Origin of the sequence: Providencia sp. PROV189, from assembly GCF_028480065.1 — a bacterium.
In the GTDB taxonomy this organism is placed as follows: Bacteria; Pseudomonadota; Gammaproteobacteria; order Enterobacterales; family Enterobacteriaceae; genus Providencia; species Providencia stuartii.
Map to the genome: position 1 here is coordinate 197,525 of NZ_JAMPOG010000005.1, position 25,309 is coordinate 222,833.

Below are 25,309 nucleotides of genomic sequence, written 5' to 3' on the forward strand. Positions count from 1 at the left end.
CCATATTAAAACATAAAAAAAAGAGTCCCTTTAGGGACTCTAACTGAATGAAATCACTACTACATGATTTGTTCTTTACAGCGATATTATAATTATGCAATCGGTACTATAGCATATCTACGTACATGATGAAGACGTTAGTTTTTAATAAATATCTTAGCTTTTCGTTGATACATAGCTTAAATATATAATGTTTATATGATAATAACTTAAGTATTCAACTTAGCATGTTATTTTATATTACAAGCGTAATATTTTGTTACGCGCTATATCAGATAGGAAATGATATAACACTGGTACTAATAAATTCCCTGGTATTAGAATTCAGTATTCAACTGGTTAAATATTATACTTTTATTTTTGCGAATATTATTATTTACTATTTTATGGTGTAACGACATTGATACTGGTTAATGTGATTAAAGAACATCAACATTAATTTTTATTCCTCAATGATGAGATATCTCTCCCTTCGTTTGACTTGACACTAATGTACCGTATAAATCCGATGATAAAAATGTGAACTGTGTATCAAAACACACGTCAAGTGTTAATATTTTTAAAGATATTAATATTGTTTATGTAAAATTTTCTTGTGTATTCAATAGATTGGCTTTTTGGCTTATGTAATAAATAGACATGAATTGAAGGAGATTAACAATATTCATCAATGGGTTGAAGAAAAGAGGGCGTGCTGGTTTATTAAGAGTGATTTATTACTAAGCCAAAAAGGTGAGCTGATAAAGGTTAAGTTGCATACTACAGGCGTCAAAAGAGATTATTCTTTCTTATCAGATTGTTCACGGCAAAATTGATCCCAGATGATGTTGAAGTTGTCGTTAGGAAAAATATTTCCAGAACGTTCAATTAAAGGGATAGAAACGACATTTCTTCCATCTTGGTGCATATATGTTTTGACGAGGAATCGTTTATAGCCAAAGGAATTTTCGCTTTTAAAAACGAGTACCTCACCACATACATAACCAAGTATTCCGTGATCGAGTGTTTGCCGAATTTCATAGTAATGAACATTTTTATATTCGGCGGTTTCGGGAAATGTAAGGAAATCCTCCACTGCTTTTTGTGATTTTTTAACGATATCCAGATCAGGGGTATAATTTGCCATCATGCCAGCAACAAATGAGCCGCCTGCGATAAGAGCAATAATTAAATATGAAAATATATTCTTTTTCATGAAGTTACTCTTTTTATATTTGAATAATAGTAGTAATTTTAGAATTAGGCGATATTAAGGTAGCATAAGCATAGGCGTGTTTATATGGGGATGAAATAACAATAGTCAATTAAAGACAAAGGGTTACAATTAATAATAAATTGTTATGTTAAGTTTATTTGAATAGTTATTGTTATTTTAAGTTTTTTATTGATGACGTGTATGTACTTTAAATGAAAAATAATCAAAAAATGATTTAATGATTATTTTTCATTATTGTGGCCATATTTATCGCTTCTATTAATTGTGAACGATTAATTCTAGGGCTATTACTATCGAGTAGTTGTTGCCATAGGCTAATGGCTTTTTCATAGTTGGCGTGCATAAAGGCGTCTGAGGCTAATAGCATTAAAGCGGTCACTTCATGTTTATCAATGGATAATGCATGCTCTATTACTTGCATTGTATCTTCAGTCATCTGTTGCCCCGCTTGATAATAGAGCACAGTCGCGATAGCTGAATAAAGTTGCGCGTTTTCTCCTGTATATTTAAGTGCTTGGTTATAGGCAATCAAGGCATTGTCATAGCTATTTTGATATAAATAATATTCACCGAGGATTGCCCAAAGGTCACCATTTTGGGGGGATTGTCGAATATTATTTTGTAAGCGTATCAGATCACTTTGTTGTTGCTGTAGTGGGGTCAATATATGTAATGGGTCTGAGATGCGCTGGTATTCATGATAAGTGGCGCTAAAGCGCGGTAGAAAAAAATACCCTGCTATTGTAAGGAGCAGTAATAGAGCTACGCATAAATGGATAGCATAATAAGAAAGGGTATCGTTGCGCTTCACTTCGGCGTGCTGTGATGGAATTTCATGAGTTAATTGTATGGACAGCTTAGACGTCGGAGTAATGGTAGCTTCCGTTGAATTATGTTGATTTGTTCGCGGTACTGAGGCTCTTTTTTTTATTAAATAATAGAGCAGGGCGATGACAAAGATGAATCCGATAAACGGCAGGCTCCAGAGTACAATGGTTCCCATGTGTAATGGCGGATTGTAGAGTACAAAATCACCGTATCGCTCGGTCATATAAGAGCGTATTTCAGCTTCAGTTTTCCCTTCCGCTACCATTTTATACACTTGATGGCGCATACTGACAGCGGTAGGGGCATTGGATTCGAGCAGGTTTTGATTTTGGCACTGAGGGCAGCGTAATTGAGCCGCAATTTGTAATGAAGTTGTTTGCTGTTCTGCGGTAGCAAATTGCCAAGTATCCACAATGTCGGCTTTGGCTATATTCGTCACCATAAGTAATAATGTTAGAACAACATAATGCAAGAGTTTATTCATGCTGACTTCGCCCTTTAAACCACCCAATAAAGAGACCGATGCACATGATAAAAGCCCCTCCCCAGATCCACTGGATACCATCTTGCACATAGAATCGTAGCGCATAGCGGTTATTTCCCGTCTTTTCACCTAATACGGCGTACCAATTTCGCATCCATCCCCAGTGCATACCAGGTTCAATCATTATCTGTTGGCGAGCGGTATAAAATCGACGTTCAGTCTCAAGGTGTGTAATAAATGTATCTTTTTGATAAACGGCAATGAGCGCTTTTTCAGTGGTGTAATTGGATTGAGTATCCAACTGTAATTGCTTGAAATTAAATTGATAACCGGCGAGTGAAACGGTGTGATTAACCGTCATATTGGCACTGATTTCTTGTTTGCTTACAGTAGAAAAAGCAATACCAGTGGCAAAAATAATCACGCCAGTGTGTGCAAGTAATGAGGCTAGTCGCTTCTGTATTTCATTGAGAGGGCGTAGCCATAATAGCAACAGTAAGCCAACCATTATAGCCGTTGCGCTCGCGATAAATTTAGCATCACTCCATCGCAAAAGTAGGGCGATTACAGCGGCAATGATGCTAACAGACAAACGCCAACGGAAAAAAGAGCGGGTAGATGATTTGAGGCTCCCCACGGCCCAAGCGCCGATAACCATCAGCATAATTAAGCCAAAAGGCAGTAATGTTTGGTTAAAATAAGGCGCTCCGACTGATATCTTTCCCCACCCAAGTAGGCTGTAGAGCATGGGATATAGCGTGCCGACTAACACAATAAACAGGACAACCACAAATAAAATCAATGTCATCTGTAAATAGATTTCGCGTAGGGTTAATGCCCGTTTAGAGGCTGATGCTGCGGGTTTCGCCTTACAACCATAAATAAGTAAGGTGACGATGCTCATGCTAATAAATAATAAAAATAATGGTATTGCACGAACATTATCTAGGGCAAATGCATGGACTGACACGAGTATGCCCGAACGAACAATAAGCGTGCCAAGTAATGATAAAATAAATGTGACTATGGCTAAGATCATCGACCAATGGCGGTAACTTCCCTGTTTTCGCGAAGCCGCTAAACTGTGTAGTAGGGCGGTTGCCGCTAGCCAAGGCAACAGTGAGGCATTCTCGACAGGATCCCAAAACCACCAACCGCCCCATCCTAATTCGCTATAGGCCCACCATGAGCCTAGCGTGATCCCCATGGTAAGTATGCACCAACTTGGTACGGCCCAACGCCAACAAACCCATGCAATAGTTTGGCTGAAATTTCCAGCAATCAGCGAAGCCAAAACGCATGATGTGACGACCATCAAGCCGCTATAACCCAAGTAAAGTAGCGGAGGATGTAAAATAAGTCCCCAATGTTGCAACATTGGGTTGAGGTCGCGACCTTCAATCGCGGGCGGAAAGAGCCGCATAAAAGGGTCTGAATAGAGCACGATAAACCAAAGTAGCGCTGCGCTCATTGCGGCAAGAATAGCTAAGGTTAAAGCAAAAAAGGGGTGATCTTGTTTGCGATAGCGCCAAGCGAATAACAGATGCCAAGTCGACAGTAAAAGCACCCAAAGAAGGAGTGAACCTTCATGCCCACCCCAAACCGCCGCTATTTTTATTAATAAAGGGGATAAACGGTGGCTATGTTGAGCAACATACACCACCGAAAAGTCACTTTGAATAAAGGAAATAGTTAGGCAAAGAAACGCAATAACGAGAAATATAAATTGCAGAGTAGACCAATAAACCCCAAGTAAGCGTGATTTTTGGGTGTGTTTGTAGGTACTAACCAACCCAAACAAGGCATGAAAATTGGTTATGCAGAGTGTTAACAGCAAGCTAATAAACCCGATTTCAGGGAGTATAAGTTCCAATGAGCACCTTGTTTGTGTTAATTAAGCGACGGTTAATTGCCCTGCATAAAGGACAAAGAAACGTAATAAAAAGACCCCAACCAAACTCGCACTACTGACAAAAACCACTCGGGCGGCACTTTGGCTATTATTGACCCATTTTTTCAAGGCCAGTGGGATCATAAAACCAATGCCAACCACACCAATCCAAAACCACCAAGTCCAAAAGCCTCCACCAAGTGCTGCGATAAGCGCGCGCATTTTGCCATCATCCCCTAATGCTAAACCGACAAAGAAAGCCGCTAATAAGAAGATTTCCAGCCAAACGACAAAGCCTTCAACGCGATGTAGAAAATGCGCTTCTGGGTTATGGACATTTTGGCGATAGCGCAATGCTAAAGCAATGAGCGCGACGGCAAGCCCCGATGAGATCCCTGAAAAGAGAAAGAGAGCAGGTAAGATAGGGTTATTTAAGAATGGATAGGATTTTAACGCGGAAAGTAAAAAACCGGTATAAGCCCCTAATAATACCGCCAGTACGAGCATGGTGATTTCAATGGCGCGTATAGCGGGTGTGAATAAATTTAATAGTGAGCGAATAAAGCCAAAACGCGGTAGCCATTTTTGCTGTATTGCGACCAGTTCAGTTTCGAAAACTTTAGCTAACCAGACAACGAGTACCACCATGTAGACTTGGAAGAGCATAACCCCCATCGACATGACGGAGGTCGGACTGTAGTGGAACATCAATTTCCAAAAGGTCCATGGGCGTGTTAAATGGAAAATTAAAATGAGTAATCCCAAAATAACGGTCGTCGGTGCCAGAAATAGAGTGGCTCTCATTAGTGTGCTCTTACTGGTTGCTTCAGGCGGATAATATTGACGCAATAGCACGGCAAGCACCACTAACCCTGCTGAAATACCAATTAGAAAGAGGTAAACGGCAATGGGCCAATCCCAAACTAAAGATTCAAAATGGAAAGCAGAAGCAGTTGTCATTGGCTAACCTCCCCATATTTGAACGGAACTCGGTACATTTTGGGGCGAGTACCGAGGGCTATTTTATAGCGATACGTGGTTTTTTGACGCAACATAAGAGAAATATCACTGTTAGGATCATCCAGATTGCCAAAGACCAATGCCTTGGTTGGACAGGCTTCGACACAAGCCGGTTGTTTACCTTTTTTCAAGTTTGTTTTTCGGCAAAAATCGCATTTGTCGGCAGTTTTATTGACTGGGTGAATGAATCTTACTCTGTAAGGGCAAGCCGCAATACAATATTGGCAACCAACACATAGGTCTGGGTTAACATCGACAATCCCTGTCGTTTTATCAATAAATGATGCGCCCGTTGGGCAAACATCGACACAAGGTGCATGCTCACAGTGCTGACATGAATGCCGGAAAAAGCGATATTTGATATCTGGGAAGTGACCAATTGGCTCGCTGCGAATAATGGTTAGCCGAGAAACCCCTTCAGGGACTTGGTTGACTTCTCGACAGGCATCCATACAAGCAGTACAACCTATGCATAAGGTTTCATCGTGGATCATGCCGTAACGTACGCCATCCACTTTCATCGTATTTGCGAGGCTATGGAGTGTCGCACCTCCTGACGCCGCCAAGGCTCCTGCATAAATAATAAACTGACGACGCGAACAACTCATGGCTGCTCCTTAAGCAATTTTACCGCCGCTGGATTGAAGTCAGGGTTATTACGTTGGTCTGAGTGACAATCAACACAAATTTTTACGCGACCTTTGTCATTAAGTGTTTTCATCGTATCTTGTTTTGGATGCAGATCATGGCAACTGGCACAGGCAACTTTAGTCACATGAACATCGTGTGGCCAAAACGCTTTTTGTAGCTGTTCGGGTAAGTGACATGACATACAGACACTATTTTGTTGCTCCACGCTATACATAGGGTGGTTAAACCGCATCACATCTTTAGCCCCCTCACGGTGATGAGGGCCTGGGTTACCATGGCAGTTGGTACAGGTAACGGGAAGGTTATTATTAGGGTTAATGACCGATGCGTGAGTGCCATGCATACCTTCTTTGTCGGGTTTATGACAATCCAAACAGGCTGCATCTGGGTTACGTTGCTGAGTAACAACCCAACGTTCACCCGTCTCTGTCGCGGGAGGTGTCGCAGTAGAGGCTGCAATGCTCCATAACAAGCCTAATGCCAGCCCCCCAGCAGTGAATAACGAACGTAGTACGCTCATATTAACTCCATTGGTTATACCGCCTCTGTATGAGGCGGATCACGGTTATTGGCTTAACAGGTTGTTTTTACGAGCTTGTGCATCCCATTCGGGCACGACAGTTTTCAAAAACTCTTGTTTTTCAGCGTTGATTTTTTCCATATCCAGACCAATTGCTTGTTGCGCTTTTTCTTTGGTTGAAATGTCTGGAATAGCAATTTCATGTGTAATGCCTTTAGCACCTAATAGACGAACGAGTTTGGTGCGAGCATCAGCAGCTTTGTTCATTGCGCCACCGAGCATGCGCAAGCCTTCCTCTGGTGCGTGCATATGAATACCATGAGATGCAATAGCTAAATCCCAGCGCCATTGTGCATGGCGAATATCAGCTAAAATGGGCGCCATCTCTTTTTCGGTTGCCCCTGCATCCCAAGCTGCTTTAGCTTCAAAATGGGCATGAACAAGTTGATCTTCCACTTTGATTTTCATCTCTTGGATAGCTTGTTTGCGCTCGGCAACGACAGCTTGTAGCTCTTGCTTGCTTTGGGTATGGCAGTTACGACAGGTTTGTTCGAAATTATCGAATGGATTACCTATCTTATGGCTGGTGTAGAGCTCGCCTTTTTCATTTTGTAATTTAGGCATGTGGCAGTCGATACAGGTCACGTTGTTTTTACCGTGGATCCCCGCACTCCATGTTTCATACTCTGGGTGCTGTGCTTTTAACATAGGGGCTTTCGACAGTGAGTTTGTCCAGTCAGAGAAGGCGATATTGTCATAATAGACTTCCATATCCTCCACTTTCGTACCGTTATCCCAAGGGAATTTGACGGATTTATTTTCCCCTGCAAAGTAGTACTCAACGTGGCATTGCCCACACACCATAGATTGCTGATCAAAACGACTGGCTTTATCGAAGGGTTTACCAATCGCTTCCATGGCTCGAGCGGCATAAGGACGGGTGAGTGTTAAAGCGGGCTGGCCTTGCGCGAATTCTGGAGAGTCGGTTTTGTGGCAGTCAGCACACCCTAGTACGTTAACAATTTCAGGCCCACCTTTAGCCCATTTACCGTGGAAATATTCATCTTCCCCTTGCTCTTGGATAAGTCTGGCGACATCTGGGCTTTTACAGCTCCAACAAGCCATAGGGAGAGGGCCATCTTGTGCATCTTTCGGTGCACCAGTACGTAGTGTTTCTCGTACGTCAATTAAAGCATAAGCATGGCCTCGAGGCTTGTTGTAATCACGTGAAAAAGGGTAGCCAGCCCAGAGGATCACCAACCGGGGGTCTTCTGCCAGCGCATCTTCACGTTGTGATTGTTCGGATGTTGCACGCCACGAGTGATATTGATCAGGGTGAGCCTGAGCAAAGGATTCATTTTTAGTATTTATTGTTGATGATGCTTCCTTTGATGCAGTTTGTGCATGAATAGCAGGGGTTAACAACCATATCCCAGCCACCAAACTGAGTAAGTACAAAGTCCTGTTGATTATCTTTGCCATAAGGGCCTCGAGTGATATAAGCCAGCCATCCCATTGGCTGTGATATTATTATTTATAGGTGATGGCATAGGTTTTGATGCCATCATGACATGCTCAAGGAATAGCTCTAACAAATAACCACACTTAAAATATTGTTTTTGATCAAAGCTAAATTTACTAAAAGAAATGTCATTAAAATAATGTGATTAATATCGAATCGTGAATGTAAATTAGGAAAGAAAATATTGAGTCAGTTAAAATAAATGAGAGCAAAGCATTTAAGCGTCACTTTCATGTGAGTGAGGGTTTTTATTTATTGAATTCATATTGAAAGGCTTTATTATCAGTAGGATATGACTAAGTAATCTGCTTATCTATTATTTAACTAATAACCAAAGTGTGCAGTACCTCTAATATTTTCAATGTGGATATTCATCGTTGATGACCATAACTACTACTTTAGTGGTAGTTTATAATGTTATATATATGAGGGTTTCATGAAACATTAGGATTAATTTGGTTTCTCATATTTAAAAAATGTTAATATTTTTTGTTTGAAGATAATTTATTTAAGTTCTAGTCAATAAGTTACATCGTTATTTCAAATAATACTTTCTGTATAAATTATTTCATTCTAAATAGTACATTCATTAATGTTACCTATTAGGTGGTATGTATTTTTTTACTCTCTATCGATAAGATTCTGCGTGAATACACATATAATAATTGCGGTTAATTTTTACTTTTTGCATTAATTTTGTTTGGGCAATGTTAAGGAAATCAACATGGCTGATATCACCCGTCGGGGAGTGTTGACTGGTGCATGGCGTCGCGCCGCACCCGTTATTCGACCGCCATGGAGTCGTAGTGAAGATCATTTCATTGAAAGTTGTACTCGTTGCAACCATTGCCTGACGCATTGTGAAACCTCAATTTTAATATCTGGCCCCGGTGGCTATCCCGTTGTTGATTTTTTGCAAGGGGAGTGCACGTTTTGTTATGCCTGTGCTGCCGCTTGCCCTGAGCCAATATTTCTTCCACAACTCTCCCAACCTTGGGATATTTCCATCTCAATTGCTCAAACCTGTCTGGCATATCGCTCTATTGAATGTCGGCGATGCGAAGACAATTGTGAGCCACAAGTGATCGCGTTTCTCCCATCACTGAGTGGAATTTATCAGCCCAATATTGATAAGCAAGGTTGTACAGGTTGTGGTGCCTGTGTTGCCGGTTGCCCCGTATCAGCCATTACTTTGGAGCATGAAAATGCGCAATAGCTGGCAAGTATGTAGTTTGATTGTACAAGTAAAAAGTGAACAGGCTTGCGCTGTGACGGCAGCTTTAAATCAATTACCCGGTTGTGAGGTGGCTATCAGTTCACCGGAAACAGGCAAATTGATTGTTGTTGTCGAGTCAGAACACAGTCGCACCCTGATTGAGACTATTGATTCAGTACGCAATGTTAATGGTGTGCTGGCTGTTTCGCTGGTTTACCACCAGCAGGATGAGCAATGTGAGGAAAATGATGAAACTCAGTCGTCGTAGCTTCATGAAAGCCAATGCTGTTGCGGCCGCTGCTGCGGCGGCAGGTATTGGCGTTCCGAGTATCGCTAAAGCGGTCGTCGGGCAACAAGAGGCCATCAAATGGGATAAAGCACCTTGCCGCTTCTGTGGTACAGGTTGTGGTGTACTTGTGGGAACGCAAAATGGTCGCATTGTGGCGAGCCAAGGTGACCCAGAAGCGCCAGTTAACCGTGGCTTAAACTGTATTAAAGGCTATTTTTTACCGAAAATCATGTACGGTAAAGATCGCTTGACTCAGCCATTGCTGCGAATGAAAGACGGTGAATATGACAAAAATGGTGAATTTACCCCGGTGACTTGGGAAAAAGCCTTTGATGTCATGGAAGAAAAAGTAAAAACCACATTAAAAGAGCGCGGCCCTGAAGGGATTGGCATGTTCGGTTCAGGCCAATGGACTGTGTGGGAAGGTTATGCTGCATCAAAATTGTTTAAAGGTGGCTTCCGCTCTAACAACTTAGACCCTAACGCACGCCATTGTATGGCCTCAGCGGTTGTTGGTTTCATGCGTACTTTTGGTATGGATGAACCTATGGGCTGTTATGATGACATCGAGCAAGCCGATGCATTTGTGCTTTGGGGTTCGAACATGGCAGAAATGCATCCTATCCTATGGTCACGTATTACCAACCGGCGTTTATCTGACCCTAATGTGCGTGTTGCTGTACTCTCCACATTTAAGCATCGTAGCTTTGAGTTAGCTGATAACGGTATTGTCTTTACCCCACAGTCTGACTTAGTGATCCTCAATTATATTGCTAACTATATTATTCAAAATGATGCGGTGAATCAGGAATTCTTCGATAAACACGTTAACTTACGTCGAGGAACAACGGACATCGGTTATGGATTGCGTCCTACTCATCCATTAGAACAAAGTGCTAAAAACCCGGGTTCAGATGCCTCTGTGCCGATGACTTGGGAAGAATATAAGGCCTTTGTGGCTGAATACACATTAGATAAAACCGCTGAAATGACAGGGGTGCCGAAAGATCAGCTAGAAGAACTAGCAAAATTGTATGCAGATCCAAACACAAAAGTCGTCTCTTATTGGACAATGGGCTTCAATCAGCATACTCGTGGTGTTTGGGCGAATAACCTCTGTTATAACTTGCACTTACTGACAGGTAAAATTTCTCAGCCGGGTTGTGGTCCGTTCTCATTGACGGGGCAGCCGTCTGCGTGTGGTACTGCTCGTGAAGTCGGTACGTTTGCCCATCGCTTACCCGCCGATATGGTGGTAACGAATGAAAAACACCGCGAAAAAGTGGAGCAAGTTTGGCAACTCCCCGCCGGCACGATCCCTGAAAAAATTGGCTTACATGCCGTGGCGCAAGACCGTGCATTAAAAGACGGCACGCTTAACTTTTATTGGGTCATGTGTAACAACAACATGCAGGCAGGCCCCAATATTAATCAAGAGCGGATGCCGGGCTGGCGTGACCCACGCAATTTTATTGTTGTTTCTGATCCTTATCCAACCGTGAGTGCTATCGCCGCAGATTTGATTTTGCCAACCGCCATGTGGGTAGAAAAAGAGGGGGCTTACGGGAATGCGGAGCGCCGGACACAATTTTGGCGTCAGCAAGTGAAAGCGCCGGGAGAAGCGAAATCTGACTTATGGCAAATGGTGCAATTTGCCCGTCGCTTTAAAACGGAAGAGGTTTGGCCTGAAGAGTTACTGGCTCAAAAACCGGAGTATCGCGGTAAAACCCTGTATGACGTGCTGTTTGCTAACCAAGCGGTTACCAAGTTCCCGATCACTGAGTTAGCTGAAGATCAGCTCAATGATGAGTCACGCGAATTGGGCTTCTATCTACAAAAAGGGTTATTTGAAGAGTACGCCAGTTTTGGTCGCGGTCATGGTCATGACCTTGCGCCTTTCGATGATTATCACAAAGCACGCGGTATCCGTTGGCCTGTGGTCGATGGCAAAGAGACGCAATGGCGTTACAGCGAAGGCCATGACCCCTATGTCAAAGCCGGTGCGGGTTATCAATTCTACGGTAAGCCAGATGGTAAAGCGGTCATTTTTGCATTGCCGTTTGAACCCGCGGCGGAAGTACCTGATAAAGAATATGACTTATGGCTATCAACGGGGCGTGTGTTGGAGCATTGGCATACCGGCAGTATGACTCGTCGTGTACCAGAACTGCACCGAGCTTTTCCTGAATCACAGGTCTTTATCCATCCTCTAGATGCGAAAGAGAGAGGGTTACGTCGTGGTGATAAGGTAAAAGTGATTTCACGCCGTGGTGAAGTGACCACTATTGTGGAAACACGAGGGCGTAACCGACCACCAAAAGGATTGGTGTATATGGCTTTCTTTGACGCATCTCAGTTAGTTAATAACTTAACGCTGGATGCAACAGACCCACTCTCTAAAGAGACGGATTACAAAAAATGTGCCGTTAAATTGGAAAAGGTGTAATTGCATATGTCCCAGAAACCTAAACCTCAAAATAGTCGTCGCCGTTTCTTACGCGATGCCGTTCGTGCGGCAGGCGGATTGGCGGCGGTTGGTGTGGTACTGGGCTTACAGCAACAAACTTCCCGCGCGAGTGGAATTCGTCTCCGCCCGCCGGGAGCCATTAATGAAAATGCATTTGCGAGTGCGTGTGTTCGTTGTGGGCAGTGCGTACAAGCTTGCCCTTATGACATGTTGAAATTAGCAACATTAGCATCAGGACTGGCAGCGGGAACGCCTTATTTTATTGCGCGAGAAAACCCTTGTGAAATGTGTGAAGAGATCCCGTGCGCCAAAGTGTGCCCGAGTGGTGCACTGGATAAAGAGATTGAGTCTATCAATGACGCACGAATGGGGTTGGCAGTGTTACTTGATCAGGAAAACTGTCTCAATTTTCAAGGGTTGCGCTGTGATGTGTGTTATCGCGTTTGCCCGCTAATTGATGAGGCTATCACGCTGGAGCTTGAGCAAAACCACCGTACGGGTAAGCATGCACGTTTTTTACCAACAGTGCATAGTCAAGCTTGTACGGGATGTGGTAAGTGCGAGCAGGCTTGTGTCCTCGAAGAAGCGGCCATTAAAGTCCTGCCGCTAACGCTTGCGAAAGGTGAATTGGGGCATCACTACCGTTTTGGTTGGCTGGAGGGAAATAATGGCAAATCGTAAACGTGATGCCGGACGCGAAGCTCTGGCGAAAAAGGGCTGGTGGCAGAGCCATAAATGGTTATGGATGCGTCGTATCAGTCAACTATTGGTAATCGCGATGTTTTTGAGTGGACCTTGGTTTGGGGTCTGGATCTTACATGGTAATTACAGTAGCAGTTTATTGTTAGATTCAATCCCGCTCACTGACCCTTTGATCACGTTAGAAAGTCTTGCTAGTGGCTATTTACCTGCTATTTCGACATTAATTGGTGCAGCAATAGTATTGCTAGTTTATGCATTACTTGGAAAACGTATTTTTTGCAGTTGGGTTTGCCCTGTAAACCCTGTTACGGATGCGGCAGCATGGTTACGCCGTAAGCTCGATTTTAATCAATCCGCAACGATCCCTCGTTATATCCGTTATGTGTTGCTTGTGGTGATTTTAATCGGCTCTGCGGTAACAGGGACTTTATTGTGGGAATGGATCAACCCCGTTTCATTAATGGGCCGAAGCCTCATCTTCGGTTTTGGTAGCGGTGCTTTATTGCTGCTCGCCTTATTTTTATTCGATTTACTCGTTGTGGAGCATGGCTGGTGTGGTCACCTTTGTCCTCTCGGTGCCTTATATGGGATCGCCGGTTGTAAAGGGGCACTGATGGTCACAGCGATAAACAAGCAAAATTGTACTCGCTGTATGGATTGCTTTCACATTTGTCCGGAGCCGCAAGTTTTGCGTACCCCGGTTTTAGATAAACAGGCCCCAGCATTCATTTCGGATAAGGACTGCATAACATGCGGTCGTTGTATCGATGTGTGTTCTGAGGATGTTTTTAAAATAACACTACGATGGAGTTCGGGAGCGAAATCATGAAAACCCATGCCCTGATTAAGACAATGAGCCGTTGGATGGCGGTAATAGGACTCGTTGCCTCGAGCCTTGCTTGGGCGACAAATGGCGTTGATCTGTCTAAGTCACCAGAAGTTTCTGGTACTCAAGAAGGTGGCATTCATATTCCTAAAGAGCAGGAAAGAATGGCTTTAAACTATGTGAATCAACCTCCAATGATCCCACATAGCGTTGATGGTTATCAAATTACCACCAATACAAATCGCTGCTTACAATGCCATGGTGTTGAAAGTTATCGAACAACAGGGGCGCCTCGCGTTAGCCCGACACACTTCGTGGATGCTACGGGGAAAGTATTAGGTGGCGTAGCACCAAACCGCTACTTCTGCCTACAGTGCCATGTGCCGCAGTCCGATACATCACCGATTGTGGAGAACACATTTACCCCATCCAAAGGTTTTGGGAAATAAGAGGCCGACATGGGAAACAATAACGCTAAGCCTGGTGTGATCCGTAGAGTGTGGCAATGGTGGCGACGCCCGAGCCGTTTGGCTTTGGGAACCTTACTATTGATTGGTTTTGTTAGTGGCGTCATTTTTTGGGGCGGCTTTAATACGGGAATGGAAATGGCTAATACTGAAGAATTTTGTATTAGTTGCCATGAGATGCGTGAAAACGTGTATGAAGAGTATATGGAAACGATCCACTACACCAACCGTAGTGGTGTTCGAGCAACCTGTCCTGATTGCCATGTACCTCATGAGTTCGGACCTAAAATGGTCAGAAAGATTAAAGCCAGCAAAGAGCTTTATGGCAAAGTATTCGGCATCATTGATACACCACAAAAATTTGAAGAGCACCGTTTAGCCATGGCGCAAAATGAGTGGCGACGGATGAAAGATAATAACTCTCAGGAGTGCCGTAATTGCCACAATTTTGAATACATGGATTTTACGGCACAAAAAAGCGTGGCAGCCAAAATGCATGATCAGGCCATTGTTGATGGAAAAACCTGTATTGATTGCCATAAAGGGATAGCTCATAAGCTACCTGATATGCGCGAAGTTGAGCCGGGTTTTTAAATGGAAAAGCGTCACTCAGGAAGGTTGATTAAATGGGATCACGCCTGAGAAGCATAGAGGCTAGTCAACAGTTAATGGTTTGACTAGCCTCAGTTTATATTTGTGCTATATCAATAAACCCATTGTTATTACGTGTATTGTATATTGCAGCAGCGCAAAGTTTGCCTGAGATATGATCTGGAGCCTTTAAATATGTGGAAAAAGCTTCACCAACTTGCTATTCCTGCCAATCTCTACCAACTATGTGGGCGGTTGACCCCTTGGTTTATTACCCTGAGCGTGATTTTTTTAGCACTAGGTTGGGGATGGGGATTCGGATTTGCGCCCGCCGATTATCAGCAAAGTGATAGCTATCGCATTATGTACCTCCATGTTCCAGCAGCAATGTGGTCAATGGGGATCTATGCCATTATGGCGTTCGTCGCTTTTGTTGGTCTTGTTTGGCAAATGAAAGTGGCTGAATTAACGATTGCCGCTATGGCACCTATTGGTGCGGTATTTACCTTTATTGCCTTAGTCACGGGGGCAACGTGGGGCAAACCCATGTGGGGCGCATGGTGGGTATGGGATGCACGTTTAACCTCAGAACTTATTCTCTTTTTTCTGTATGTTGGCATTATCGCGCTTTGGCATGCATTTGATGACCGCCGGACAGCAGGAAAAGCTGCGGCGATCTTAGTCTTAATTGGTGTGATTAATTTACCTATCATCCATTATTCCGTTGAATGGTGGAACACATTACATCAGCCTTCAACGCGAATGCAGCAAAGTATTAACCCTGCAATGCGCACACCTTTGCGTTTGGCTATCTTAGGCTATCTATTTTTATTTATTTCTCTGACGCTGGTGCGTTTGCGTAACCAATTATTACTACTGGAGCGTAACCGCCCATGGGTTATGGATATCGTGAATAAGAAGGGGTGTAAATAATGAGTCGTGCATTTGCATCTTGGGCGGATTTTTTTGCAATGGGCGGTTATGCCTTTTATGTCTGGCTGGCAGTTCTATTGACGGTAACACCGCTATTGCTGTTGTGTATTCACACCGTTTTACAACGCAAAATGATTATAAATTCCATCACTGCACAGCAAGCAAGAGAAGCAAGACAGAAAGCAGCACGAGCGCGTCGGGAGGCTGAGTGAATATTCGTCGTAAAAATAGATTATGGCTAGTTTGTTCCATTCTAATTGGTGTGGGGTTAATGGTCGCGCTGCTTTTATATGCACTTCGCTCCAGTATCGACCTATTTTATACCCCCGGTGAGATCATTTATGGGAAGCGAGAAACCCAGCAGATACCTGAAGTTGGCCAACGCTTACGTGTCGGGGGAATGGTGATGCCAGGTACCGTTCAGCGTGATCCGGACTCCCTGAAAGTTACTTTTACGGTGTATGACGCGGAAGCGGAAGTTGATGTGAGCTATGAGGGAATTTTGCCTGATCTGTTTCGAGAAGGGCAAGGGGTAGTTGTCCAAGGGGAGCTGGCTGAAAACCATCATGTCATTGCCAAAGAAGTGCTCGCTAAACACGATGAAAATTATACGCCACCCGAAGTTGAGCAAGCGATGCAGGAAAATCACCGTCGACCTGCCGCGGCTTATAAGGATAACGCACTATGATCCCTGAGGTTGGCAATATACTGCTATGCCTAGCGTTAGGTATTGCAGTATTACTCTCTATCTATCCATTATGGGGCGTATCTCGTCACGATGAGCGCTTAATGCGGGCTTCAAGGCCTCTTGCTTGGCTACTGTTTTTGTGTGTGGCTGGCGCATTTTTAGTGCTAGTCAACGCCTTTGTTATAAATGATTTTTCAATTACTTATGTTGCAAATAACTCCAACACGCAATTACCTGTTTGGTATCGGGTTGCGGCAACATGGGGTGCGCATGAAGGTTCACTGCTGTTGTGGGTGCTATTGATGAGCGGCTGGACGTTTGCGGTTGCATTATGTAGCTACCGCATGCCGCTGGATATTGTTGCTCGTGTTTTAGCAGTAATGGGGATGGTGAGCGTCGGGTTTCTGTTGTTCATCATTTTCACCTCTAACCCCTTTTCGCGCACCTTGCCCTCCTTCCCAATTGAAGGACGTGACTTAAATCCGCTCTTGCAAGATCCCGGCCTGATTTTCCATCCACCATTGCTGTATATGGGGTATGTTGGCTTTTCAGTCGCCTTCGCATTTGCTATCGCGGCGTTGCTTAGTGGCCGGCTGGATAGTTCATTTACCCGTTTCGCTCGCCCTTGGACGATGGCTGCGTGGTTTTTTTTAACGCTCGGCATCATGTTAGGTTCGGCTTGGGCCTATTATGAGCTAGGCTGGGGCGGCTGGTGGTTCTGGGATCCCGTTGAAAATGCGTCGTTTATGCCTTGGTTAGTAGGAACCGCGTTAATCCACTCGCTGGCGGTGACAGAGCAACGAGCAACATTTAAGGCATGGTCTTTATTGCTATCGATATTTGCGTTTTCACTTTGTTTGCTCGGTACTTTCCTCGTACGTTCAGGGGTGCTGGTTTCTGTGCATGCCTTTGCATCTGACCCCTCGAGAGGACTCTTCATTCTCGCCTTTATGGCCTTAGTTATCGGTGGCTCATTGCTGCTGTTTGCCATAAGAGGTCACAAGGTTCGTTCTCGTGTTAATAATGCGCTTTGGTCTCGGGAATCAATGCTACTGGCGAATAACGTCATCCTAACCGCTGCAATGCTGGTCGTGTTATTAGGCACCTTACTGCCTTTAGTTCACAAACAAATTGGTTTAGGCAGTATTTCGATTGGTGAGCCCTTCTTTAATACCATGTTTATCGCGCTAATGGTGCCATTCGCACTCTTACTGGGGATTGGGCCTCTAGTGCGTTGGGGGAGAGACCGCCCCGCAGCGATTAGAAAATTACTCTTAATGGCCTTGCTCGTGACCTTGATATTGTCATGCCTACTGCCATGGCTAATGCAAGATAGATTAGAAGCGTTGACCGTGCTTGGCTTAATGATGGCTTGCTGGATAGCATTACTGGCGTTCGCCGAAATGCGTGTACGTATTAGTAAAAAAATCAAGCTCACACCAAGTTATTGGGGAATGGTACTTGCACATTTAGGTTTAGCAGTAACCATTGTGGGGATTGCCTTTAGTCAAAATTACAGCATTGAACGTGATGCCAAAATGAAGCCCGGTGAAAGTGTGGTTATTCGTGATTATACCTTTGTCTTTAATGGGGTACATGAAGCGAATGGCCCGAATTATCAGGGTGTGATAGGGAATATTGACGTTAAGAAAAATGGTGAATTACTCACTAAATTACAGCCTGAAAAACGTTTTTATAGCACCAGCCGTGCCGTGATGACCGAAGCGGCTATCGATGGGGGAATAACCCGAGATTTGTATGCTGCATTAGGAGAAGAGGTCGGTAAAGAGGTATGGACTATGCGCCTTTACTACAAACCTTTTGTGCGCTGGATTTGGTCGGGAGGCATTTTAATGGCTGCTGGAGCGCTATGCTGCCTATTTGATCCGCGCTATCGTCGCCGTAAACCCGTGCAGGAGGCTGCATGAAACGCAAAGTTTTCTTGATCCCTTTTATTATTTTCGCTGCTATTGCCGCCGTTTTGTTATGGCAATTGATGCGTAATGCCGAAGGGGATGACCCTCGTTTACTTGAATCTGCATTAGTGGGTAAACCGGTGCCTGTGTTCCGTTTAGAGTCACTTGAAAACCCCGGTCAACATTATGAGTCAAATGTATTGATTCAAGGGAAACCTATCCTCTTAAATGTTTGGGCGACATGGTGCCCTACTTGTCGCGCTGAACATAAATACCTCAATCAGCTTGCTGCTGAAGGTGTACGCGTGGTGGGGTTAAACTATAAGGATGATCGCAATAAGGCGATTGTTTGGTTGCGCGAACTTGGTAACCCTTATGCTTTAAGTCTTTTTGATGGTGAGGGCATGTTAGGCCTTGATCTGGGCGTTTATGGGGCTCCTGAAACCTTCTTAATCGATGGCAATGGGATTATTCGTTATCGGCATGCAGGCGCAATGGATGAGCATGTCTGGAATAAGGAAGTGAAACCATTATGGGAACGCTATAGCAAGGAGGCCAGCCAATGAAATATGTTATTGGTTTGCTGATGCTAGCGGTTAGTGCAAGTAGTGCTTTTGCGGCGACTGAAGTTTTTACCTTTGATAATGAGCAGCAAGAGCAGCAATTTCGTAAGTTAACAGAAGAGTTACGTTGCCCGAAGTGCCAAAACAATAGCATTGCAGATTCAAACTCAATGATTGCTTTAGATTTACGGCAAAAAGTGTATGAGTTGATGAAAGAAGGCAAGAGCCGCGATGAAATCGTTGACTATATGGTGGCACGTTACGGCTATTTTGTGACGTACAATCCTCCATTGACGCCATTAACGGCCATCTTATGGGGATTACCTTTTGCAGCCATGATTGTCGGTGGGTGGATCATTTACGCACGTACTAAAAAACGTGTTCGCATAAAACAAGATGTTCCAAATGATCAGCAACATACCGCTTCAATAAAGCCAACGCGCTCAACTGGGTGGGTGTATGTCCCGGGGGTGATCATGGCTTTCGGAATTGGGGCCGCGGCTTATTATCAGGTAGGCAGTTATGGCAAAGTTGCAGATTGGCATTTAGCTTACCAACAGGCGCCAGCGCTGCTTGACAGAGCATTAGATCCCTCAGAGCCACCACTTAATCTTGAAGAAATGGAGCGCCTTGCGTTAGGTTTACGTACTCGTTTGCAGGATGAGCCTCAAAATGCCGATGCATGGGTGATGCTAGGTCGGATTGGCATGGTATTAAATAATGCCACGATGGCGACAGATGCTTATGAGCGGGCTTATCGACTCAAGCCGAATGATGATAACGTGGCGCTAGGGTATGCCGAAGTGTTAACGCGTTCGTCTGATCCAGAAGATAATCGCATTGGTGGTGAGTTATTGCGTAAGCTGATTGCTGAAAATAGGACCAATGTTAAGGCACTAAGCATGTTTGCTTTTAATGCATTTGAGCAGGCTCGTTATGCAGAAGCTATCTCAGCTTGGCAGATGATGCTGCAATTATTACCTGAAAATGATCAGCGACGAACAGTCATTGAGCGCAGTATTGAACAAGCATTGATGATGGTGCATGAGAAAAAAACAGTTCAATAGTGGGTTGTTAACTGATTCAAAGCACTAAAACGGGAGCAATCGCTCCCGTTTTTATATTCTGCGTACCATTTTTTGATTTTATTTTTCTCGATACGTTTTATTTAAATGGTGGTCATTTTTAGTTTGAATCGATTCAATATTGAAATTAGGCGATTAAAATTGAAAAATAAGTAATTTATTTATTTGAAATCCTTTATAGTTAATTATTAATGATAAATTAACTTGGTTCCTTGTAAGCTATTGAAGTTAATATTTAATTTTATTTAATCTTATGATTGTATTATAAGTAATATAATTATTATTTTATGATTAAATTAAATGATGATTAGATTACTTAATGCTTTCCTATTTTGTTTTGCATTAAAAACTAAATTTACCTTAACGTAATATGCTTTTGCTTTTTTTTGTTTTAGCTTTTGTGTTTTTTGCTTTTTTTTGCTTTGCATTGGGAACATATGATTATTATCACATTAAAATAACATTATCTAATTTAGAGTAAATGCCATGAGGTAAAATGGCATGAAAGCAGAACGACATAAAAAAATAATTAATTTTTTAAAAAACGCAGGCTCAGCAAAAGTTTCTGTTTTATCGAAAGAACTGAATGTCACAAAAGAAACCATTAGAGCAGATTTAAATTCTTTGGCAAAAAAAGGAATTATTAACCGTTGCCATGGTGGCGCATTCATTGAATTTGAATCCCTAGATAAGGTTGCTAAAAAAGAAATTATACAGTTTCTGGAATGTAACGATAGCCTTAATGAAATAACCAATAAGGATGATTCAGTGAACGGCAAAGTTTGTGTATTAGGTTCATTTAATGTTGATATGATTAGTTATTTGCCTCGATTACCAGAGGCAGGCGAATCATTATTATCAAACAAATTTATTTTTTCACCAGGTGGCAAAGGTTGCAATCAGGCTTTAGCTGCAAGTTATTCAGACTCGCAAGTCCATTTTATTACTAAAATTGGCACTGACCAATTTAGTGATTATGCGGTGAATTTTATTTCATCATCAAAAATTAAGACATCAACAATTTACCAAACTGAAAAGTTCCAAACGGGTACAGCATCAATTTTCGTGTCAGAAAATAGTGGCGAAAACATTATCTCCATATATCCTGGCTCAAATATGGATATCAGTGCTGATGAGGTAAAAATTCAAAAAGATAAAATTATTAATTCGAATATTATCTTGCTACAACTTGAGACAAATATTGAAGCCTTAAGGGAAATTATATCGATAGGTAATGAGTATAATATACCGATTATTTTAAACCCTGCACCTTATAGTGATATTGCTATCGAACTACTTGAAAAAGTCGATATTTTAACGCCGAATGAAACGGAAGCCAGTTTGCTATCCGGAGTGAATGTTGTGGATATGGAGTCGGCTAAAAAAGCAGCCGACGTCATCTATCATAAAGGTGTTAAAAAGGTTGTGATCACATTAGGAAGTAAAGGCTCTATTGCTTACGATGGCAATAAATTTATTTACTCACCGGCCTACACAGCGGTGGTCAAAAATACGGCTGGCGCTGGGGATGCTTTCAATGGCGCATTGGCGGCCTCATTAGCAAAAGGTAAGCAATTTTCGTATGCGTTGCGTTATGCTTCGGCATTTTCATCGCTTGCGGTAGAAACGAGCAAAGCTTCAGAAATGCCTGAAGATATTAACGTGATATATCGTATTAACCAAACAACCTACTCTCAGGTTGTCACTCAATCCCCTGAATAATTCATATTCTGAAAGAGGAATAAAAATGAAAATTTTATTTATTGGTGAGTCATGGCACATTCATATGATTCATACTAAAGGCTATGACAGTTTTACTTCGAGTAAATATGAAGAGGGTGCAACATTTTTATTAGATTGCTTAAGAAATAAAAATGTTGAAATTGATTATATGCCTGCTCATACCGTTCAAATGGCATTTCCTAAAACGGTAGAAGAGTTAGAGAAATATGACGTCGTTGTCATTAGCGATATTGGTGCAAATACTTTCTTACTGCAAAACGATACTTTTTATAATATGAAAGTATTACCAAATGCACTGCAATTAATTAAGCAGTATGTCATTAATGGCGGTGGATTATTAATGATTGGTGGCTATCTATCCTTTATGGGAATTGAGGCTAAAGCGAATTATAAAAATACATTATTAGCAGATGTATTACCGGTAGAAATGCTTGATGGTGATGATCGTGTTGAAACACCTGAAGGTATTTTTGCAGTACCAGTCAATGCAGAACATGAATCCGTTAAAGGATTTGGACAATGGCCAATGTTTTTAGGCTATAACAAAGTTAAAGCTAAAGAAAATACAGAAACCGTTTTAAATATTGGCGAAGATCCTTTATTAGTCTTTGGTCAATATGAAAAGGGTAAAACAGCCTGCTTTATGAGTGATTGCTCGCCACACTGGGGAAGTAAAGAATTTATGGCTTGGGAACATTACTCTGACATGTGGGTAAATATCCTAAAACAGATCGCTCGTTAATTCAGTTATTGTCAAAAGTAAAATATCAAAAATAAGAAATTAAGTGTGGGGAATTTCCCCCGCACTTTGTACTCCGATTACAAAAATAATGACTCATAGTCAAAAAATCCAAAAGGAATATTTTATGAGTGCAAAAAGTTATTCTACACCATTACTGATGATAGCGACGGTTTTAGCCGGGATGTTATCGCCAATGCAATCTGCCGTTAATGGGCAGCTCGGGGATGTATTAAAAGATGGCAACGCAAGTGCGGTAATTTCGTTTGCTAGCGGTCTTGTCGTCATGTTTTTTATTATCATAGCGAAAAAACAGACTCGTCAGCAATTTGCCTCTATTCCAAGTTTAATTAAACAACGTAAAATTCCATTGTGGAACTGGTTTGCAGGCCTTTGTGGCGCAATGGTGGTTTTCTCTGAAGGGGCTTCTGCCAGTGCACTAGGGATTGCTACTTTCCAAACCGCATTGATATCGGCGCTATTATTATCAGGCCTATTGTGTGACCGTTTCGGTATTGGTATCGATGAGAAAAAACCGTTCACCCTTTTTCGCGTATTAGGCGCTGTTTTTGCCGTGGTAGCCACCTTATTTGTGGTGTCTCCACAATGGCACTCTACCTCTGCTATCTATTTAGCCATTCTTCCTTTCTTAGCGGGTCTATTAGCGGGTTGGCAACCAGCGGGTAACTCTAAAGTGGCAGAAGCGACAGGTTCAATGATGGTATCTATCACATGGAACTTTATTGTCGGCTTCACGGTTTTGACTGTCGCTTTGGTGATCCGTATGGCTCTTGGTCACATTACTCTTGAATTACCGGGGGTGTGGTGGATGTATCTCGGTGGTCCATTAGGGCTAATGTCTATTGCGTTAATGGCAATCTTAGTTCGTGGATTAGGGCTGTTAATGCTCGGAGTTGCATCAACAGCAGGGCAATTACTGGGTTCAGTTCTGATTGATTTACTCTTGCCATCATTGGGTAACACTGTCTATCTGGTCACGATTATTGGCACACTGTTTGCGCTGGTTGGTGCAATTATCACAACAATTCCTGAGTTTAGAGAAGCAAAAGCTGTGAAAACGGCGGGAGTGTAAAATGAAAGGTTATATTCAGACTGTCACTGGGCCAGTTAAAAAAGAAGATATGGGTTTAACCCTACCACATGAGCATTTGTTTAACGATCTCTCTACCGTTGTCGATGAACCTTTTTACGATTTCTCGCATGTGTTGGTCGATAAAAAAGTCAGTGCAGATATTCAATGGGGGCTAAAACACGATCCTTATTGCTGCTGTGACAATATGGATAAAAAACCTATCGACGATGTGATTTATGAAGTGAATAACTTTAAGGAGCTTGGCGGTAAAACGCTTGTTGATGCGACAGGCTCCGAAGCAATTGGTCGAGATGTTCGTCAATTGCGAGAAGTGTCCATTAAAACAGGTATCAATGTCGTTGCCTCATCAGGCTTATATATCGAAAAATTTGAAGGCGAGCGCCTAGTAAAAAGTATCGATGAAATGGCGAAAATGATTGATGACGAATTGAATATTGGTATTGATGGCACTGATATTCGAGCGGGGATGATTGGCGAAATTGGGGTTTCTCCATTTTTTACGGAAGGGGAAAAAAATAGCCTTAGAGCCGCATCCGTCGCTCAGCTTGCCAATGATCATGTCTCGATGAATATCCATATGCCAGGTTGGCAACGTCGTGGTGATGAAGTATTGGATATTTTAATCAAAGAGATGGGCGTTAATCCCGCTAAGATCTCATTAGCGCATTCAGACCCATCAGGAAAGGATATCGATTATCAGCGTCGTATGTTAGACAGAGGCGTATGGCTTGAGTTCGATATGATAGGGCTTGATATTTCATTCCCTAAAGAAGGGGTCGCACCAACTGTTACAGAAACTGTTGATGCGGTTTATAAGTTGATAGAGCTGGGATATAGCAATCAGATCGTTTTGAGTCACGATGTGTTCTTAAAACAGATGTGGGCAAAAAATGGCGGAAATGGATGGGGCTTTGTACCGAATGTTTTTCTATCGCTTCTGGCGAAGAAAGGCGTCGATCAAGCTACCCTTGACCGCTTATGTATCGATAACCCAGCTAACTTATTAGCTTAATCAATAATCTCCCCTTGTTTTTTTCTGTTCGATTTTGCGGTGATAGCTAAACTATTGCCGCTTTTTGTTTTTTTATGGGGCGTGAAAGCAAAAGGGCTTTTTGTCGATAATTTCCGTTTTACTATTTTTTATTATTGAGAATGCCATTGGTGGATATGACTTATAAAAATAATATTTCGAATGGTTTTTATTTCAGGTGAATGTAATGGAAATTACGCCAATATAATGGTGCCAAATTGTTCTATTTGAATATAGAGGGAATGTAGGCCAAGTAACATTATTGACAAAAAACGATAACAACGATGATGTAAATGAGATACACTTTCGCGCATTAAAATAACAATAGATATTACGGAAAAACGTTGCACCTGCATGATAGATTAAGACAATTTGCAGCCTATCTTGCGCTACTTGCAGTAGCAATGCTGTTTATTGCACCATTGGTCTCAAAGTCAATGATGCAAATGGCTGATTGTTCTTCAATGGAAAATATGGCACCACACGTGATGCACCATTCGCATCAAGGTGCTCTATTGCCTGAAGAATGCCATTCTAACGGCATGATGAATCATCTGTTAATGTCGGGAGTCGGACTATCGCCGATGGAAGACATTGCCTGTGGTTATTGCCAGTTGTTGATCCATTTTCCATTTATCATTCTATTTATTGCCATTGCAATTCGCCAATTGGCAACGCTGACGACGCGGATCTCCCTTGAGCCTTGTATTCATCCATATTTGTTTCGGCCTTGGTCTCTGCGTTTTGCGCGCGCTCCTCCGTCTCTCTTTTCTTATTAATTATTGATCATTTTAAATTCACAATGTTG

25 protein-coding genes are annotated in these 25,309 nt (G+C 42.6%); 18 read left to right on the forward strand and 7 right to left on the reverse strand.

The features are described from left to right. Positions 1 to 778: 778 nt before the first annotated feature. The 7 genes from PR833_RS04935 to nrfA form a co-directional block, all read right to left on the reverse strand. Positions 779 to 1,195 (reverse strand): hypothetical protein, encoded by a 417-nt coding sequence (locus PR833_RS04935; protein ID WP_004922246.1) that lies wholly within the window; start codon positions 1,193 to 1,195, stop codon positions 779 to 781. 235 nt (positions 1,196 to 1,430) lie between these two features. Continuing rightward, positions 1,431 to 2,528 carry a heme lyase NrfEFG subunit NrfF gene (gene nrfF / locus PR833_RS04940; protein WP_272525931.1) on the reverse strand — a complete coding sequence of 366 codons (1,098 nt, stop codon included), beginning with the start codon at positions 2,526 to 2,528 and terminating at the stop codon, positions 1,431 to 1,433. Continuing rightward, positions 2,521 to 4,401, reverse strand: a complete 1,881-nt coding sequence (locus PR833_RS04945) for a heme lyase CcmF/NrfE family subunit (RefSeq protein ID WP_272525932.1) — start codon at positions 4,399 to 4,401, stop codon at positions 2,521 to 2,523. Before PR833_RS04945 ends, nrfF begins: the two co-directional genes overlap by 8 nt. Before the next feature lie 21 nt (positions 4,402 to 4,422). Beyond that, entirely contained in the window at positions 4,423 to 5,379 is a 957-nt protein-coding gene (gene nrfD / locus PR833_RS04950) for a cytochrome c nitrite reductase subunit NrfD (RefSeq protein ID WP_272525933.1), read from the reverse strand. Continuing rightward, on the reverse strand, positions 5,376 to 6,047 hold the full coding sequence (gene nrfC / locus PR833_RS04955) for a cytochrome c nitrite reductase Fe-S protein (protein WP_004922233.1): 672 nt from the start codon (positions 6,045 to 6,047) through the stop codon (positions 5,376 to 5,378). Before nrfC ends, nrfD begins: the two co-directional genes overlap by 4 nt. Then, positions 6,044 to 6,610, reverse strand: a complete 567-nt coding sequence (gene nrfB, locus PR833_RS04960) for a cytochrome c nitrite reductase pentaheme subunit (protein ID WP_004922230.1) — start codon at positions 6,608 to 6,610, stop codon at positions 6,044 to 6,046. Before nrfB ends, nrfC begins: the two co-directional genes overlap by 4 nt. A 45-nt stretch (positions 6,611 to 6,655) precedes the next feature. Next, positions 6,656 to 8,092: an ammonia-forming nitrite reductase cytochrome c552 subunit gene (gene nrfA / locus PR833_RS04965; RefSeq protein ID WP_272525934.1), complete on the reverse strand. Its 1,437-nt coding sequence runs from the start codon at positions 8,090 to 8,092 to the stop codon at positions 6,656 to 6,658. A 764-nt stretch (positions 8,093 to 8,856) separates the two neighbouring features. Here nrfA and napF point away from each other — a divergent pair. The 18 genes from napF (at position 8,857) to PR833_RS05055 (ending at position 25,280) form a co-directional block, all read left to right on the forward strand. Next, the gene (gene napF / locus PR833_RS04970; protein WP_272525935.1) at positions 8,857 to 9,348 is read left to right on the forward strand and encodes a ferredoxin-type protein NapF; all 492 of its coding nucleotides are present in this window, start codon (positions 8,857 to 8,859) and stop codon (positions 9,346 to 9,348) included. Beyond that, entirely contained in the window at positions 9,338 to 9,616 is a 279-nt protein-coding gene (gene napD, locus PR833_RS04975; protein WP_014656456.1) for a chaperone NapD, read from the forward strand. Before napF ends, napD begins: the two co-directional genes overlap by 11 nt. After that, positions 9,597 to 12,083, forward strand: coding sequence for a nitrate reductase catalytic subunit NapA (gene napA / locus PR833_RS04980; RefSeq protein ID WP_040132254.1), 2,487 nt, complete (start codon positions 9,597 to 9,599; stop codon positions 12,081 to 12,083). Before napD ends, napA begins: the two co-directional genes overlap by 20 nt. A 6-nt stretch (positions 12,084 to 12,089) precedes the next feature. Beyond that, positions 12,090 to 12,785: a ferredoxin-type protein NapG gene (gene napG / locus PR833_RS04985; RefSeq protein ID WP_004922210.1), complete on the forward strand. Its 696-nt coding sequence runs from the start codon at positions 12,090 to 12,092 to the stop codon at positions 12,783 to 12,785. Next, positions 12,772 to 13,635 carry a quinol dehydrogenase ferredoxin subunit NapH gene (gene napH / locus PR833_RS04990; protein WP_004922205.1) on the forward strand — a complete coding sequence of 288 codons (864 nt, stop codon included), beginning with the start codon at positions 12,772 to 12,774 and terminating at the stop codon, positions 13,633 to 13,635. Before napG ends, napH begins: the two co-directional genes overlap by 14 nt. Beyond that, the gene (napB, locus tag PR833_RS04995) at positions 13,632 to 14,081 is read left to right on the forward strand and encodes a nitrate reductase cytochrome c-type subunit (RefSeq protein WP_004922202.1); all 450 of its coding nucleotides are present in this window, start codon (positions 13,632 to 13,634) and stop codon (positions 14,079 to 14,081) included. The genes napH and napB overlap by 4 nt, the downstream gene beginning before the upstream one ends. 9 nt (positions 14,082 to 14,090) lie before the next feature. Next, positions 14,091 to 14,693 (forward strand): cytochrome c-type protein NapC, encoded by a 603-nt coding sequence (gene napC / locus PR833_RS05000; RefSeq protein ID WP_004922200.1) that lies wholly within the window; start codon positions 14,091 to 14,093, stop codon positions 14,691 to 14,693. Positions 14,694 to 14,885: 192 nt separating this feature from the next. Next, entirely contained in the window at positions 14,886 to 15,623 is a 738-nt protein-coding gene (locus PR833_RS05005; RefSeq protein ID WP_272525936.1) for a heme ABC transporter permease, read from the forward strand. Further along, positions 15,623 to 15,835 (forward strand): heme exporter protein CcmD, encoded by a 213-nt coding sequence (gene ccmD, locus PR833_RS05010; protein WP_004922193.1) that lies wholly within the window; start codon positions 15,623 to 15,625, stop codon positions 15,833 to 15,835. The genes PR833_RS05005 and ccmD overlap by 1 nt, the downstream gene beginning before the upstream one ends. After that, positions 15,832 to 16,311, forward strand: coding sequence for a cytochrome c maturation protein CcmE (gene ccmE, locus PR833_RS05015; RefSeq protein WP_036941240.1), 480 nt, complete (start codon positions 15,832 to 15,834; stop codon positions 16,309 to 16,311). The genes ccmD and ccmE overlap by 4 nt, the downstream gene beginning before the upstream one ends. Then, positions 16,308 to 18,239, forward strand: a complete 1,932-nt coding sequence (locus tag PR833_RS05020; protein ID WP_171830673.1) for a heme lyase CcmF/NrfE family subunit — start codon at positions 16,308 to 16,310, stop codon at positions 18,237 to 18,239. The genes ccmE and PR833_RS05020 overlap by 4 nt, the downstream gene beginning before the upstream one ends. Beyond that, the gene (gene dsbE / locus PR833_RS05025) at positions 18,236 to 18,793 is read left to right on the forward strand and encodes a thiol:disulfide interchange protein DsbE (RefSeq protein ID WP_004922181.1); all 558 of its coding nucleotides are present in this window, start codon (positions 18,236 to 18,238) and stop codon (positions 18,791 to 18,793) included. The genes PR833_RS05020 and dsbE overlap by 4 nt, the downstream gene beginning before the upstream one ends. Beyond that, positions 18,790 to 19,857, forward strand: a complete 1,068-nt coding sequence (locus tag PR833_RS05030; RefSeq protein ID WP_040132251.1) for a cytochrome c-type biogenesis protein CcmH — start codon at positions 18,790 to 18,792, stop codon at positions 19,855 to 19,857. Before dsbE ends, PR833_RS05030 begins: the two co-directional genes overlap by 4 nt. 519 nt (positions 19,858 to 20,376) lie before the next feature. After that, positions 20,377 to 21,597: a PfkB family carbohydrate kinase gene (locus PR833_RS05035; protein WP_004922173.1), complete on the forward strand. Its 1,221-nt coding sequence runs from the start codon at positions 20,377 to 20,379 to the stop codon at positions 21,595 to 21,597. After that, positions 21,590 to 22,360, forward strand: coding sequence for a glutamine amidotransferase (locus tag PR833_RS05040; RefSeq protein ID WP_376738360.1), 771 nt, complete (start codon positions 21,590 to 21,592; stop codon positions 22,358 to 22,360). Before PR833_RS05035 ends, PR833_RS05040 begins: the two co-directional genes overlap by 8 nt. Before the next feature lie 124 nt (positions 22,361 to 22,484). Beyond that, positions 22,485 to 23,450: a DMT family transporter gene (locus tag PR833_RS05045; RefSeq protein ID WP_036941236.1), complete on the forward strand. Its 966-nt coding sequence runs from the start codon at positions 22,485 to 22,487 to the stop codon at positions 23,448 to 23,450. Position 23,451: 1 nt separating this feature from the next. After that, positions 23,452 to 24,483, forward strand: a complete 1,032-nt coding sequence (locus PR833_RS05050; protein ID WP_004922160.1) for a phosphotriesterase family protein — start codon at positions 23,452 to 23,454, stop codon at positions 24,481 to 24,483. A 362-nt stretch (positions 24,484 to 24,845) separates the two neighbouring features. After that, positions 24,846 to 25,280, forward strand: coding sequence for a DUF2946 family protein (locus tag PR833_RS05055; protein ID WP_004922152.1), 435 nt, complete (start codon positions 24,846 to 24,848; stop codon positions 25,278 to 25,280). The last annotated feature ends 29 nt before the right edge of the window (positions 25,281 to 25,309 follow it).